The organism is Parvimonas sp. oral taxon 393 str. F0440, assembly GCA_000223315.2.
Classification (GTDB): domain Bacteria; phylum Bacillota; class Clostridia; order Tissierellales; family Peptoniphilaceae; genus Parvimonas.
Genome location: AFUS01000004.1, coordinates 134,341 through 148,903, shown reverse-complemented (window position 1 = coordinate 148,903; position 14,563 = coordinate 134,341). Strand labels below are relative to the sequence as shown.

The 14,563-nt window shown below is 29.7% G+C and carries 15 protein-coding genes; 5 read left to right on the top strand and 10 right to left on the bottom strand.

The window, feature by feature from the left end; all coding sequences use genetic code 11:
* Positions 1-184: 184 nt before the first annotated feature.
* From HMPREF9127_RS01550 to HMPREF9127_RS01525, 7 genes are all read right to left on the bottom strand, one after another.
* A complete protein-coding gene (locus HMPREF9127_RS01550) occupies positions 185-520 on the bottom strand; it encodes a carboxymuconolactone decarboxylase family protein (RefSeq protein ID WP_039849393.1) in 336 nt (111 codons plus the stop codon).
* A 177-nt stretch (positions 521-697) separates the two neighbouring features.
* On the bottom strand, positions 698-988 hold the full coding sequence (locus HMPREF9127_RS01545; protein ID WP_255261663.1) for a LysR family transcriptional regulator: 291 nt from the start codon (positions 986-988) through the stop codon (positions 698-700).
* A 43-nt stretch (positions 989-1,031) separates the two neighbouring features.
* Entirely contained in the window at positions 1,032-1,784 is a 753-nt protein-coding gene (locus tag HMPREF9127_RS01540; protein ID WP_009447780.1) for a formate/nitrite transporter family protein, read from the bottom strand.
* 57 nt (positions 1,785-1,841) lie between these two features.
* The gene (locus tag HMPREF9127_RS01535) at positions 1,842-2,312 is read right to left on the bottom strand and encodes a hypothetical protein (RefSeq protein WP_009448455.1); all 471 of its coding nucleotides are present in this window, start codon (positions 2,310-2,312) and stop codon (positions 1,842-1,844) included.
* A gap of 10 nt (positions 2,313-2,322) precedes the next feature.
* Complete coding sequence (locus tag HMPREF9127_RS01530; RefSeq protein ID WP_009448345.1) at positions 2,323-2,691, bottom strand: YtxH domain-containing protein; 369 nt, start codon at positions 2,689-2,691, stop codon at positions 2,323-2,325.
* 359 nt (positions 2,692-3,050) lie between these two features.
* Positions 3,051-3,305 (bottom strand): NAD(+)/NADH kinase, encoded by a 255-nt coding sequence (locus tag HMPREF9127_RS08680; protein WP_009448128.1) that lies wholly within the window; start codon positions 3,303-3,305, stop codon positions 3,051-3,053.
* A 56-nt stretch (positions 3,306-3,361) separates the two neighbouring features.
* Entirely contained in the window at positions 3,362-4,126 is a 765-nt protein-coding gene (locus HMPREF9127_RS01525; protein ID WP_009447752.1) for an ATP-NAD kinase family protein, read from the bottom strand.
* Between the two features lie 685 nt (positions 4,127-4,811).
* On the opposite strand from HMPREF9127_RS01525, the gene gcvT reads away from it, so the two are divergent.
* From gcvT to HMPREF9127_RS01505, 4 genes are all read left to right on the top strand, one after another.
* The gene (gene gcvT, locus HMPREF9127_RS01520; protein WP_009448075.1) at positions 4,812-5,915 is read left to right on the top strand and encodes a glycine cleavage system aminomethyltransferase GcvT; all 1,104 of its coding nucleotides are present in this window, start codon (positions 4,812-4,814) and stop codon (positions 5,913-5,915) included.
* Positions 5,916-5,941: 26 nt separating this feature from the next.
* Positions 5,942-7,285 (top strand): aminomethyl-transferring glycine dehydrogenase subunit GcvPA, encoded by a 1,344-nt coding sequence (gcvPA, locus tag HMPREF9127_RS01515; protein ID WP_009448018.1) that lies wholly within the window; start codon positions 5,942-5,944, stop codon positions 7,283-7,285.
* Position 7,286: 1 nt separating this feature from the next.
* The gene (gene gcvPB, locus HMPREF9127_RS01510; RefSeq protein ID WP_009448280.1) at positions 7,287-8,735 is read left to right on the top strand and encodes an aminomethyl-transferring glycine dehydrogenase subunit GcvPB; all 1,449 of its coding nucleotides are present in this window, start codon (positions 7,287-7,289) and stop codon (positions 8,733-8,735) included.
* Between the two features lie 131 nt (positions 8,736-8,866).
* Positions 8,867-9,886 carry an oxidoreductase gene (locus HMPREF9127_RS01505; RefSeq protein WP_009447833.1) on the top strand — a complete coding sequence of 340 codons (1,020 nt, stop codon included), beginning with the start codon at positions 8,867-8,869 and terminating at the stop codon, positions 9,884-9,886.
* A gap of 64 nt (positions 9,887-9,950) precedes the next feature.
* Here HMPREF9127_RS01505 and HMPREF9127_RS01500 read toward each other — a convergent pair whose 3' ends face one another.
* Positions 9,951-10,649 carry a hypothetical protein gene (locus HMPREF9127_RS01500; RefSeq protein ID WP_009448481.1) on the bottom strand — a complete coding sequence of 233 codons (699 nt, stop codon included), beginning with the start codon at positions 10,647-10,649 and terminating at the stop codon, positions 9,951-9,953.
* Between the two features lie 14 nt (positions 10,650-10,663).
* Positions 10,664-11,098 (bottom strand): hypothetical protein, encoded by a 435-nt coding sequence (locus tag HMPREF9127_RS01495; protein WP_009448156.1) that lies wholly within the window; start codon positions 11,096-11,098, stop codon positions 10,664-10,666.
* A gap of 353 nt (positions 11,099-11,451) precedes the next feature.
* Between HMPREF9127_RS01495 and HMPREF9127_RS01490 the strand changes: the two genes are divergently transcribed.
* Entirely contained in the window at positions 11,452-12,825 is a 1,374-nt protein-coding gene (locus HMPREF9127_RS01490) for an alanine/glycine:cation symporter family protein (RefSeq protein ID WP_009448201.1), read from the top strand.
* Positions 12,826-12,906: 81 nt separating this feature from the next.
* Here HMPREF9127_RS01490 and HMPREF9127_RS01485 read toward each other — a convergent pair whose 3' ends face one another.
* Positions 12,907-14,499: an ABC-F family ATP-binding cassette domain-containing protein gene (locus HMPREF9127_RS01485; RefSeq protein ID WP_009447930.1), complete on the bottom strand. Its 1,593-nt coding sequence runs from the start codon at positions 14,497-14,499 to the stop codon at positions 12,907-12,909.
* Between the last annotated feature and the right edge of the window lie 64 nt (positions 14,500-14,563).

Sequence of the window (14,563 nt, the reverse complement as noted above, 5' to 3'; positions counted from 1 at the left end):
AAAAACTCCTACATTATTAGGAGTTTTTTTCTCTAGAAATCAACTATTTCTAAATATTATGTATTAAAATTTAATTATCATCCTTTATCATAAATTTAGACATAAAAACTGCACCCATTTCCTATTAAAATTTGGGGTGCAGTAAAAAATTCACTACTTTTTAAAGTTGTTTTTATTATTTACATTATTTAGACAATTGGTCAAATGCTTCTAATGCCTTTCCTCCATAAATAGTTGAAGGTCCTCCGCCCATAAGAACCGCAACGGAAATAATTCCGGCAATTTCTTCTCTTGTAACTTTTAGATTAATAAGATTTCTTACATGAGCTTCAATACAACCTTCACAACGAACAGCTACTGCAATTCCAAGTGCAATATATTCTTTTTCTTTTACAGTTAATGCTCCATCCTTAAAAACTGCTCCAAAAAGATCGCTAAAAGCTTTCATTTCGTTAGGTAGAGCTCCACCTAAATTTTTTGAGTTTTCTACAACATTTTGTAATCCTTTTACATGATCCATCTTAAAAGACCTCCTTTTTTTTATTTTTACATTTATTATATACCCATTTTTTATTTTAATCCCATAATTATCCAAATTTTCACAACATTTTTCATCAATTGAATGTAAAATTTTATTTTTAACAAAAAACGGAGAGTTTTTACTTCTCCGCTTTATTAATTTCATTTTTAAAATTTGCTATTTCTTTTTCAACAAATTCTTTTGTTTTTTATTAATTTGTTCATAAAATGACATTAGTTTTCTAGCCTCTTCAGTTAGTGTTGAACCTCCACCACCTTTTCCTCCGATTTTACCAACCAGAAGTTTACAATTCAAATCCTTTTCAGAACGAATTATCATTTTATAGGCTTTGGAATATGCCATTTTCATTTCTTTACAAGCTCTATTGACTGATTTATATTCGTCAATCAATAAGAGTAATCTATATAATCCATTTCCAAATGAATAATCTTCATTATACAAAGTCAATTTTACATTAAAATTTTTGGAAACTCCAACATTAATACATCCCCTAATCTCTATAAGCGAAATAATAACAAATAGCTACTATACTTCCACCAATTATATTTCCTATTGTAACAGGGATTAAATCATATATAACCGCTCCCACACCTATATCTGATAATATAACGGATAGTGAAAGATAGAACATATTTGCAACACTGTGCTCAAATCCGCAAATTAAGAACAATATAACGGAAATTGCACAAGCGCAGAATTTTGAAACTCCATCTTTACAAGCATAAGACATCCAAACTCCCAAACAAACGAAAATATTACATCCTATCCCTTTAAATAAAAGTACTATAAAACTTTCTGTAGTTTTTGAAACGGTAATCTTATGCAAAAATTCTAGCATTTGTGGCGACAATACACTTGCAAAATAAATAATTAGTGACACAAAAATCGCACCGACAAAATTAAATAAGTAAACAGATACCCAATTTCTAAACATCTTCAGAAATGTAATCCTCTTTCCCAATGCAGGAGCTAACATCAAAACATTTCCTGTAAATAAATCAGCACCGGCAACAACTACGGCAAAAAGCCCAAAAGAGAAACAAACTCCGGAGATAAATTTTCCATAAGTGGCATTTAAACTCGCCATTCCCGTATTAACAACTATATAAGAAAGTCCACTCAAGGCAATAAACATACCAGCTAAAAAAGCTAAAATCAGCATTTTATGAAGTTTATAATTAGCCTTGCCCTCTCCAATTTTATACAACGATTCTAACAATTCCAATTTTCCTATAACTCCCATGATGTCCTCCCATCTTTATAAAAAAATAGAAATTAGAAAAAGTCGATATTATAAAAATTATTTTTTTCTAAAAAAAGATCTTATAGTTTCTACAATATTCATAATCATGTCAACCTTATCGATGACAATGTCAACATTTTCTCTAATATCCATTGTAGTATCCACAACTTGTTCTGCAACAAATCTTGTAGATATATTAATATCCTCAGTAATATCTCTTACATTTTCAAGTGTTGAACTTACATTTTCAACACTGTCAATTACATCATCCTTTGTATTAACTAAAATTTCATCAGTTTTTTCAAGAATTTCATTTGCATTAGTGACAGCTTTGTCAGCATTTTCAACCAGGCTTGGCAATTTTTCAGCAACTGAAACCAAACTTTCTTCGCTCTTTTCCAAAATGGTATTCATTCTTCCGAAAAATTTTATTAACTTAGTGAAGAAACAAATACAAGCTAACAAGCAAACTATTGCAACTAAATAAAGAATAACTCTTAAAGTTAAATCTAAATCTATTGTTACCATTTTTCCCTCACTATTCTTCTGTTGATTCTGTTATATCCATTTCTTCAACTTCCGGAGAAATTTCAGTCATATTTCTATTAGTGAAATCATCATATTTTTCTTCAACAGCTTCTTTAACTTCTTTAGCTTTATCAGCAACAACTTTAACAGCATTATTTACATTTTCACTTACATATTCAACACCGTCTTTAGTTGCTTTAACAATATCTTCTCTTGTTTCTTTCCCTGACTTAGGAGCAAATAAGATACCAATTCCTGCACCAACAGCAGCTCCAACTGTAATCTTTGCAGCATTGGATAATTTTTCTTTTCTTATTTTTCTTCTAACTTCTCTTTCTCTTTCTAAACGTCTTTGTTCAATATACTTTGCTAAGCTCATAAAAAACCCCCTAATCATTTATTATCTTATTAAAAAGTCTTTCGGTTCCTGTCATTTTATAGACCTTCGCAATTGAAGGTGGGCAAACTGTCTTAAATCTCACGGTTTCCTTAAAAAAGGCTGCCATCAAAGTAAGAACTCCGTAATCCCTTATAAAAAATGTAGGTATAATTAAACAGGAACCTTAGACAATATTATTATAACATACTTTAGCCCAAAAAGGTAGTACTAAATAAAAATATATAGAAATTTTATACAAAGTTTAAAACAATAACTAATTAAATTAATATGCTTAAGTTATAAAATCATATTGTTTAGATAATATATAAAAAAAGACGATATTTCTATCGCCTAATTTATTATTCATTATCTACTAACATCATTTTTTCTCTTTCATATCCAATTTTAACCCTATAGTAGCCTTTTAATTTCTTATCTATTTCTTCGTCCATTGTATAAGCTACGAGATGACCTGATGTTATACTCTCAAGTTTCCCGTTTGTTGCAATTATTATAATATCTTTTTTGTCGATTTTTCTTAAAACATTTGCACTTAATTGTTGATTTCCACGTCCAAATACATAACCTTGTCCACCCATCGGAGTTACAATCAAAATAGCTCTTTCATCTCCAATTACTTCAAGTATATCTTTTTCACTACAATCTTTTTTTACAAGTTTTTTATTTTAATTATATCAACACCTAATACAGTATAAGGTAAATCCAATTCTTTCATGATATACATAGGAGTTGTTCCGGATCCAATTATATAGAAAATATCATCTTTCATACCATCTATTACATCACAGGCAATTGAAACTTGAGCGTCGCTATCTGATTGAGGAGTTTGTGATTTTTTATTTTGTAAATATCTTTGATCAAAAGGAACTCTTAGATAACCATAAAGTCTAACTTCTACTCTATCATCCCTAAAAGCGTCTTCGTCAATATCAACGACATCTTTTTCAATTACCGGAAGCTCCACTCCATTTATAACTTCAAAAAGAAGACTTCCTGCTTGTTCAGGAGTGTTTCCATAAACAGGTGAGTGAATTTTTACTCCCGCAGGTACTCCAATTACCGGAATCTTATCTTCTATAACTGAATAAACATCTCTTGCTGTTCCGTCTCCACCTACAAAGAAAATCAATTCAATGCCATTTTCTAAAAAGTATTTTAAAAGTTCTCTTGAATCAGTAACTGATGATTTTTCAGAGGCATTATAAACAATTTCATAATCTAAGCCAAGCTCTTTACATTCTTCTTCTCCCATAAGTCCACTTGCAGTAAAGACTTTAAATTTGTCTTTTAACTCAACAACTTTCCTCAATGCCTTTTTAGCTTTTTCAGGAGCTTCTTGAACAGCACCAAGTGCTATTGCTTTTTCTAAAATACCTTCTCCATCAGTTCCTTTAAGTCCTACTCTACCACCCATTCCGGCAATAGGATTTACTAAAAGTCCAATTTTTTCATAATAACCTCCTCGATAATAATTTGTATTATTCTTTTATAATTATATCACAAAAATTTTATACCCGAAATATAAATTTTAAAAATATTTGAATAACGATATTTTGTTTTTAGATAAAAAAATTTGATTAAACTTTTAAAAAATATTTTTAACAAGATATAAATTTCTAAAAAAAGTTTTTGACAAAAAGTCATTTTTTCTGTATATTTTAACTTTTGTAACATAATCTTTGTATAATTAAAAAATTTTTATAAAAAAATTTTATTTTAATTATATTTTTAAATATATTAAAAATAATTTTTTATTATTTTATCAATAGTTATAGTAAATCTTATCAATATTTAGTTTGTAGATAAAATATTTTAAATATTTTTAAAAAAAGTTTTATATTTTTATATTATTTTGTAATTATTTAGGGTATAATTTTCGTATATTACTAATCTATAAGTTAAAATTAAAACGTTTTTATTTTAAAATAGCCCTATTTTGTTAATTATATGAATAATAGTTTTAGTTTAGTAAAGAACTTTTTAGAATTTTAGAAAAAGACTATTGTATTTTTTGTTTTTTATAATATAATTACCTTAAGGAAAGTAGGTTATCTTATTAGAGGTAATTAATTTCTATTAAATTTAAGGAGGAATTTGATATGGCTGCACAAAAAACACCATTGTACGACAAACACGTTTCATATGGAGGAGAAGTTGTTGATTACGCAGGTTGGTTATTACCTGTTAAATATGAAGGATTAGCTCCTGAACATCATGCTGTTAGAAATAACGCTGGTTTATTCGACGTTTCACATATGGGAGAAGTTACTGTTAAAGGTAAAGATGCTTTTGACTATGTAAATCATTTAATCACTAATGATTTAGGAACTATTGGTGACGGACAAGTTATTTACTCTTTATTATGTAATGAAAATGGTGGAGTTGTTGATGATTTACTAGTTTATAGAAAAGGTCAAGATGATATGTACATTGTAGTTAATGCTGCAAATACAGATAAAGACTTTGATTGGTTCTTAAAACAAAAAGGAAACTACGATGTAGAAATTAAAAATATTTCATCAGAAACTGCACAAATTGCATTACAAGGCCCTAAGGCTGAAAAAGTATTACAAAAATTAGCTAAAAATGTTGATTTAGCAAATGAAATAAAATTCTTTACTTTTAAAGAAAATGTTGAACTTGGAGATTGTGGAAAATTCCTAGTTTCACGTACAGGTTATACAGGTGAAGACGGATTTGAAGTTTACGGTTCAGGTGAAGATATTAATAAATTATGGGATGAAATACTTAAAATTGGTAAGGAAGATGGAGTTGTTCCTTGTGGTTTAGGCTGTAGAGATACTCTAAGATTTGAAGCGTCTCTTCCACTTTATGGAAATGAAATGGACGACGTTATTACTCCACTTGAAGCAGGTCTTGGATATTTCGTTAAATTAAAACAAGAAGCTGATTTCATCGGTAAGGCTGCTTTAACTAAACTTAAAGAAGCCGGCGTTCCTAGAAAATTAATCGGTCTTGAATTAACTGGTAAAGGTATTGCAAGACATGGTGCAAAAGTATTCAAAGGCGATAAAGAAATCGGATTTGTTACAACTGGTTATATGTCACCTACATTGGGCAAAACTATTGCAAATGTAATTGTTGATGCAGATCAAGCTGAAATAGGAAACGAAGTTCAAGTTGAAATCAGAAACAAAAGAGTTCCTGCTGTATTAATCAGTAAGAAATTTCTTAAAAAATAATTAAATCATTAGGAGGTAGATTCTATATGTATCCTTATATTTCTCTAACAGAACAAGATGTTAAAGATATGTTAGATAGCCTTGGTATTAATTCTGTTGAAGATTTATTCTCAGACATTCCTGAAGAATTAAAATTAAAGAGAGAATTAAATATTCCAAAAGCAAAAAGCGAGTTGGAAGTTTATAACTATCTAACTAAGTTAGCAAGTAAAAATGCATCTTCAAGTGAATATCCAACATTTTTAGGTGCAGGTGCTTATGATCATTATATTCCTGCTGTTATTCCAACAATTATTAGCAGAAGTGAATTTTTAACTTCTTATACTCCATATCAACCTGAAATCAGTCAAGGAACTTTACAATATATTTTTGAATTCCAAACTATGATTTCAAATCTAACTGGAATGGATTATGCGAATGCATCACTTTATGATCAAGGAACTGGCTTAGCTGAAGCAGCAATTATGACTGCACATAATGCTAAGAAGAAAAAAGTTTTAGTTTCTGAAGCTATCGCACCTTGGTCAAGAGAAGTTTTAAAAACTTACCTTCATGCTCAACATATTGAAATGGAAGTTGTTAAAACTTGCAATGGTGTAACTTGTATTGATGATTTAAAAGCAAAATTAAATGACGAAATTGGTGCTGTTTTAGTTCAAAATCCAAACTTCTTCGGTAATATTGAAGATGTAACTAAGATTTCAGAACTTGCTCATAGCATCAAAAAATGTTACTCAGTAGTTTCTGTTGATCCATCTTCTTTGGGAGCTTTAAAGAAACCATCTGATTGTAATGTAGACGTAGTTGTAGGTGAAGCTCAACCACTAGGTATCCCTATTTCATTTGGTGGACCATACTTAGGATTTATGGCTGTGAATAAAGAATTTTTAAGAAAAATTCCGGGAAGAATAGTTGGACAAACTGTTGACAGAGATGGAAAGAGATGTTGGGTTCTTACTTTATCAGCCAGAGAACAACATATTAAGAGAGAGAAAGCTACTTCAAATATCTGTTCTAACCAAGGTCTTAATGTTTTGACTGCAGCAATTTATATGGATCTTTTAGGTAAAGAAGGTCTTAAAGAACTTTCAAAACAATGTATAAAGAAAGCTCATTATCTTTACAAGAAACTTTTAGAAACAGGTAAATTCGAAAAAGTTTTTGATGCTCCTTTCTACAAAGAATTTGCATTAAAAGCTAAAAAACCGGTTTGCGAATTAAATAAAAAATTATTTGAAAACGGAATAATCGGTGGTTTCGATCTTGGAAAGTACTATCCTGAATTAGAAAATGTTATTATGTTTGCAGTTACAGAAAAACGTACTAAGGAAGAAATAGACAAACTATGTAAGGTATTGGAGGAAGCATAATATGAAATACGATAAATTAATATTTGAACTATCAAAACCTGGTAAAATTGGTCATAAATTACCAGAATTGGATGTTGAAGATGTATGTATTAAAGAGCTGATTCCTGCTGAACTTTTAAATGATGGCGAAATTGATTTACCGGAAGTTTCCGAACCGGAAGTTGTTAGACATTTTGTAAATCTTTCAAATAAAAACTTTGGTGTTGATACAGGATTTTATCCACTAGGATCTTGTACAATGAAATACAATCCAAAAATCAATGAAGCTATGTGTGCTCTTCCGGATTTTGCAACACTTCATCCAAATATTCCTGAATGTGGAGCTCAAGGTGCTTTACAATTAATGTATGAACTTGGAGAAGCTTTAAATGAAACTTCAGGTATGGATGCTTGCACATTACAACCTGCAGCTGGAGCTCATGGTGAAATAACAGGTATTATGTTATTTAAAGCATATCATGAAAACAACAAAGATTTCCAAAGAGATAAAATTATAATTCCTGATTCAGCTCATGGAACTAACCCTGCAACAGCTACAATGGCAGGATATAAAATTATCGAAATTAAATCTTGTGAAAATGGATTAGTTGATATTGAAGCATTAAAAGCAGCAGTTGGTGACGATACTGCAGGACTTATGCTTACTAACCCAAATACATTAGGATTATTTGAAAAAGAAATTCAAGAAATTACAAAAATCGTTCACGATGCTGGCGGTTTAGTATATTATGATGGAGCAAATGCCAATGCAATATTAGGACATGTTAGACCTGGAGATATGGGATTTGATGCAATTCACTATAATCTTCATAAGACATTCTCTACTCCTCACGGTGGTGGAGGTCCTGGTGCAGGTTATGTTGGATGTAAAGATTTCTTAAAAGACTTCTTACCGGTTCCTATAGTTATTAAAAACGGTGAAAAATACAGCTTATCTTATGATGTTCCAAAGACATTAGGTAAGATGAAAGATTTCTATGGACACTTTGGTGTATTAGTTAGAGCTTATGCTTATATTTTAGCTTTAGGTGCTGACGGACTTAAGAAATCAAGTGATTATGCAGTATTAAATTCTAATTACTTAGCAAATAAATTAAGAGATTACTACAATCTTCCAGAAAATGTTAAATTCAAACATGAATTTGTACTCGGTGGATTAAAGAATCCTAACGGATTAGTAACTCTTGACGTAGCTAAGAGATTAATGGATATGGGATATCACCCACCAACTGTATACTTCCCATTGATTGTTCATGAAGCAATGATGATTGAACCTACTGAAAGTGAATCAAAAGAAACTCTTGATGGATTTGCTGAATCTCTTATTAAGATTGCAAAAGAAGCAGAAACAAATCCTGAAATTGTTCACGCAGCACCTCATGACACAGAAATCAAACGTCCAGATGAAACATTAGCTGCTAAAGAATTAATCTTAAAATATACAAAATAGTATAAATTTTTAAAAAGCTGTTATTAAAGTAACAGCTTTTTTTTACCTATTTTTAGAAAATATTTTAATAAATAATCATTATCTAAAAAAATTAGGGTATAAATTAGTCAGAAAAATATAGGAGGTTTTTTATGAGTAAACTTTTAAGCCCTATGGAAATAGGTAGAAATAGATTTAAAAATAGAGTTGTTATGGCTCCAATGTGTATGTTTCATACAAAAACTGTAGATGGAGTTTTGACTAAAGAGCATTTTGATCACTATGTGGCAAGAGCTTTAGGTGGAGTTTCCGGAATAATTGTTGAAGCAACAATGGTTAATCCTAATGGCGGAATTAGAAAAGTAGATTTAGGATTATACAATGAAATTCAAATGAAAGCATTTAAAGAGCTTGTGGATAGAGTTCATAATTATGATTGCAAAATCGGAATTCAATTAAGCCATGCAGGAAGAAAAGCAGACTCATCTTATGATGATATTATTGCACCAAGTGCAATTCCTTTTTCAGACGAAAAAGCTCCAAGAGAATTAACAAAAGAAGAAATTATTTCTTTACAAGATGATTTTGTAAATTCTGTAAAACTTGCAAAACAAGCTGGTTTTGATTTTGTAGAAATTCACGGAGCACATGGATATTTGATAAATCAATTTTTATCTCCCCTATCCAATCAAAGAAATGACAAATATGGTGGTAGTTTAGAAAAAAGATATAAATTTTTAGGAGATATTTTAAAAGCGATTAAAAATATAGATATTGATGTTCATATTAGAGTTTCCGCTAACGAATATGATGAAAATGGAAATTCTTTAGAAGATATTATAAAAATTCTAAAACTTGCAAAAGAAGATGGAGTTGTTTTCAACAGTATTTCTAGTGGCGGAGTTGTTCCAAAAAGTCCACTAGTTTATCCCGGATATCAAGCAGAATTAAGTAGAGAAATTAAAAAAGCAGCCCTTACAGTTTCCGCAGTCGGTCTTTTAGAAGACTATGGTTTATGTGAGTATTTACTTCAAAGTGATGCCTGTGATATGATTTACCAAGGAAGAACACTTTTAAAAAATCCGAACTGGGTTTATGGAGCCGGAGCATATTTTAACGAAGGAAAAGAAATAGAATATCCTCTGTATTCATACTCTGCAATAAAATTTTAAAATTATTTAAAGAAAAAGTAGCTTACAAAAGTAGGCTACTTTTTTAAATAATATGCTGTAATAATTAAATATGTATTACTCTTGATTCATTTTTGTTATATGCAGTATCATGAAATAGGTATTTTCCATGTATTTTGTTTTCGTACATAACCATTATTAGTGGTACTATCAAGCTCTTAATAGCATAAGTACTAATAAAAATTAAAAATACTTTTATATCTATAAATTCCAATTTTCTATAAAAAATATAATAAAGTATCCCAAAATTAACTGCTATATTAAAAATAGTAGCCAATGTAGCAACAACAATATTTGTTTTAATGCTGGATTTTAAAATTTTTATCGTGTATAAAGCTAATATGGATATATTATAAATACAAATAGGTTTATAGTCTTTTCTGTAAATTACTAATGATTTTCTATTATACAAATATTGTCTTCCGTTAGGTCTTATACTCCATTCATTAATCCAAACATGACTAACAGCATCAACATCTTCCCAAGGAATTAGTAAATCTATTTTTCTTAGGTATATTCCTTCTTTACATATATAAAATTTCCAACCAACAATAGAAAAAACTATAATAATTATAAGAAAAATTCCAATGAAAAAATAGTTTAATTGCCATAGTTTTAAATTAAAATTAAAGAATTGTATTATTGCATTTTTATCAGCTATTATCATATTTATAATGAGAATGCCAAAAGTAAGTATAAATAATATAAATCTGTAAAAAATACTATGAAATTTTATCTTTTTCATATTCTCTCCTTATCTTAACTAATCAAAATAAACAGTATGAATTTTGACATTATATTTTTGGGTTTCTTTTTTAAACTTTTAACCAACTCACTATTAGCTTTATTTTTACCGAATATAATACCTCTACTCTTCCCATTTTTCAACTGAATTGTTAGCATATATCTTCTTCCATTAAGCTTTACCGCTCTAAGGCTATTCACATCAATTGATCTTATTTCTTTTAAAGGAATAACTCTATCAAAAATATAAAGTGCATTATGTATATAAAAATTTCCATTTGAAATATGATAAGGTCTAAAAACACTTCCACCACTTCGAACTATTATTGAAAATCTACGAAATATTATAATAAAAAAAGCAACAGAAAGAAATATCAAAGCATTTCTTGTAATACTATATTGCCACATATCTTTAAATCCTATCCAAAAATACCTAAAAAAATCAGACATATTAAAACCTCTTTAAATTAATATTACATTAATAATTATACTATAAGCTCTAATTGTATTCAATATCCGCTTTTAACTTATATCTTATAGATTTTCAATAAATCTTATATTGTTAGCAAAGGAAAATTTGATATAATTTTAGTGTAAAATCAACTCAAATATTCAATATAATATATTGAGTTTTTCAAAATTTTTTTAGAATTTTCATTAAAATTTACTAATTTAATTTACCATTATTTACAAAACTATATTCTATTTATGTCCCTATTTTTTGAAATTAAAGTTGTATAATATTCTTAAGGAAAACATTATTACAATATAGTGTTTTTCGAAAATTGAAAGGGGGATTTTTTATGGATTCATTGATTTCTGTATTATCAAAATTTGCCAATTGGCTTTGGGGACCTCCTCTAATGATATTATTAGTAGGTGGCGGTATTTTTTTAACATTTAGATTGGGATTTTTCCAAATTCGTTATTTTCCTTATATTATGAAACAAACTTTTGGGAAAATGTTTAGTAAAAACAAATCCGGTGAAGGAACTGTTTCACCTTTCCAGGCTGCAACTGCTGCTCTTGCTTCATCTATTGGTGCTGCAAATATAGTTGTTGTACCTTCAATTATTTTTATAGCAGGTCCCGGTTCTATACTTTGGATGTGGATTACTGCTATAGTAGGTCAAGCAACAAAATTCGGTGAAATTGTACTTGGTATTCTTTACAGACAAAAGAACGAAGAAGGCGAGTTTGTTGGTGGTGCTTGTTACTACTTACAACATGGTATTGGCGGAAAAGCCGGAAAAATTTTAGGTTCACTTGTAGCATTTTTCTTTATGATTGAAATTTTACCTTCAATTACATTACAAACACTTGCTGCAGCAGGACCTTTAGGACAATTAGGAATTCACAAATACATTGCTATAGGATTTATATTCTTCTTAGTAATATTGGTAGTTTATGGTGGAATTAAGAGAATTGGACAAGTAACTGAAAAATTGGTTCCATTTATGGCATTAATTTATTTAATCTTTGGAGTTATAGTTCTTGCAATTAATATAAATAAAGTTCCTGAAGCATTTAAAATGATTTTTGTCGGTGCTTTTAATCCTACAGCCATAGCCGGTGGAGCTACAGGTTGGGCTGTGAAAAAGGCAATAACAAATGGAGTTGCTCGTGGTGTTTACTCAAACGAATCAGGTATGGGTTCTGCACCTTATGCACATTCAACAGCAATAACAGATCATCCTGCAAGACAAGGAATGTGGGGAGTTTTTGAAGTATTTGTAGATACAATAGTAGTTTGTACAATGTCTGCACTTATTGTTTTAACAACAGGAATATGGAAAAATCCTGAATATAAATCTATAGCTGTTGAAAGAGCATTCAACTCAATCTTTGGAAATATCGGTAGCGCAGTAGTTTCAATCTCATTGTTTTTATTCGTTCTTTCAACAATAATCGTAATAGTATTCTATGTTGAAAAACTTGCAGAATATCTATTCGGAACAAAAGTAGGAAAAATTATGAGATTTGTTGCAACTATTATGATAGTTTTAGCAGCAGTTCTTTCATTTGAACATGCAGGAGTTTTCCTAGACTTAACATTAGGTCTTGTAGTTATTCCTAATATGATTGGAATAATACTTATGAGTGGAAAAATCAAAAAGGCAAAAGATGAATTCTTCCATACTGAAGGAAAATTTTACTTAAAAGATAAAGCTGAATAGCCTTCTATAGAATTTTTTTAAAAGAAAAATCCGAGTTTAGTCGCTCGGATTTTTTCTTTAAATTTATTTAGTTTCAAATTTTTATTGACCTTCTACGAATCTGTCAATATATTCTTGATAAGTCATAAGTCTATCTTCAAATATATTTTCTTCAATGTGAATAATTCTATTTGCGATTGTATTCATAAATTCAGTATCGTGACTTGCAAATAAAATATTTCCCTTAAATGCTTTAAGTCCGTTATTCAAACTTATTATACTTTCAAGATCCAAATGATTTGTTGGTTGATCAAGGATTAAAACATTAGAATTTTTAAGCATCATATAGGATAACATCATTCTAACTTTTTCTCCCCCGGAAAGTTTTTGAGCAGGTTTTAAAGCCTCATCTCCGGAGAACAACATTCTTCCCAAAAATCCTCTAATATAAATTTCAGATTGTTCAGTTGAAAATTGTCTTAACCAATCAATCAAATTGTAAGGAGTATCTTTAAAAAATTCTGTATTGTCTTTTGGAAAATAAGATCTTGAAGTAGTAACTCCCCATTTAAAACTTCCGCTGTCAGCTTCCATCTCTCCGGCTAAAATTTTAAAAAGAGTTGTAATTGCAAGCTCATCTCCGATAAAACCAATCTTATCATTTTTATTTACCATAAATGAAACCTTGTCTAAAACTAATCTTCCTTCAATTGTCTTTGAAATTTCATTCACTTCCAAAATTTGATTTCCAACTTCTCTTTCCATTTCAAAACCTACAAAAGGATAACGTCTTGTTGAAGGTTGAATATCTTCGATTTGAATTTTATCAAGTAATTTTTTACGGCTTGTAGCTTGTTTTGACTTACTCTTATTTGCAGAGAATCTTGCGATAAAGTTTTGTAACTCTTTAATTTTATCTTCTTTTTTCTTGTTTTGGTCTTTTAACATCTGTGCTGCAAGTTGACTAGATTCATACCAGAAATCGTAGTTTCCGACAAAAATCTTAATCTTTTTAAAATCAATATCCACCATATGGGTACAAATATTATTTAAGAAATATCTATCGTGGCTAACTACAATAACAGTTCCCTCATAGTCCATAAGGAAATTTTCTAACCATAAAATACTCTTGATATCCAAGTCATTAGTAGGTTCGTCAAGTATTAAAATTTCAGGATTCCCAAAAAGTGCCTTTGCAAGTAAAACTTTAACTTTTTCCTTACCTGAAAGCTCACTCATCTTTTTCTCATGCAATTCAGTTCCAATACCAAGACCTTGTAAAAGAGCTGAAGCATTTGCTTCTGCACTCCAACCGTCCATGTCTGCAAATTCCGCTTCAAGTTCAGAAGCTAAAATTCCGTCCTCGTCTGAAAAATCTTCCTTTGCATAAATTGCTTCTTTTTCTCTAATGATTTCCATTAAACGAGCATTTCCCATTATTACAACATCAATTACTTTTTCATCTTCAAACTTAAAGTGATCTTGTTCCAAAAAACTCATACGAGTATTCGGTTTTATAGAAACACTTCCGGTATCAGGTTCAAGTCTTCCCTCTAAAATCTTAAGAAAAGTTGACTTTCCCGCTCCGTTCGCTCCAATTACCCCATAACAGTTTCCCGGAGTAAAAGATAAATTTACATCATCAAAAAGTTTTTGACCTTGAAAACTCAAACTTAAATCTATTACACTTATCATTCTTTCACCTCATAATTTATTCTCTATTAAACATAAGTTAGATTATACTATATTTAGGGTAATT

What these genes read in the sequence shown, in the direction of transcription:
- HMPREF9127_RS01495 (WP_009448156.1), bottom strand. Translation starts at nt 11,098, where the DNA reads ATGTCTGATTTTTTTAGGTATTTTTGGATAGGATTTAAAGATATGTGG.
- HMPREF9127_RS01530 (WP_009448345.1), bottom strand. Translation starts at nt 2,691, where the DNA reads ATGAGCTTAGCAAAGTATATTGAACAAAGACGTTTAGAAAGAGAAAGA.
- HMPREF9127_RS01540 (WP_009447780.1), bottom strand. Translation starts at nt 1,784, where the DNA reads ATGGGAGTTATAGGAAAATTGGAATTGTTAGAATCGTTGTATAAAATT.
- HMPREF9127_RS01490 (WP_009448201.1), top strand. Translation starts at nt 11,452, where the DNA reads ATGGATTCATTGATTTCTGTATTATCAAAATTTGCCAATTGGCTTTGG.
- HMPREF9127_RS01485 (WP_009447930.1), bottom strand. Translation starts at nt 14,499, where the DNA reads ATGATAAGTGTAATAGATTTAAGTTTGAGTTTTCAAGGTCAAAAACTT.
- HMPREF9127_RS01535 (WP_009448455.1), bottom strand. Translation starts at nt 2,312, where the DNA reads ATGGTAACAATAGATTTAGATTTAACTTTAAGAGTTATTCTTTATTTA.
- HMPREF9127_RS01525 (WP_009447752.1), bottom strand. Translation starts at nt 4,126, where the DNA reads ATGGGTGGTAGAGTAGGACTTAAAGGAACTGATGGAGAAGGTATTTTA.
- gcvT (WP_009448075.1), top strand. Translation starts at nt 4,812, where the DNA reads ATGGCTGCACAAAAAACACCATTGTACGACAAACACGTTTCATATGGA.
- HMPREF9127_RS01505 (WP_009447833.1), top strand. Translation starts at nt 8,867, where the DNA reads ATGAGTAAACTTTTAAGCCCTATGGAAATAGGTAGAAATAGATTTAAA.
- HMPREF9127_RS01500 (WP_009448481.1), bottom strand. Translation starts at nt 10,649, where the DNA reads ATGAAAAAGATAAAATTTCATAGTATTTTTTACAGATTTATATTATTT.
- gcvPA (WP_009448018.1), top strand. Translation starts at nt 5,942, where the DNA reads ATGTATCCTTATATTTCTCTAACAGAACAAGATGTTAAAGATATGTTA.
- gcvPB (WP_009448280.1), top strand. Translation starts at nt 7,287, where the DNA reads ATGAAATACGATAAATTAATATTTGAACTATCAAAACCTGGTAAAATT.
- HMPREF9127_RS01550 (WP_039849393.1), bottom strand. Translation starts at nt 520, where the DNA reads ATGGATCATGTAAAAGGATTACAAAATGTTGTAGAAAACTCAAAAAAT.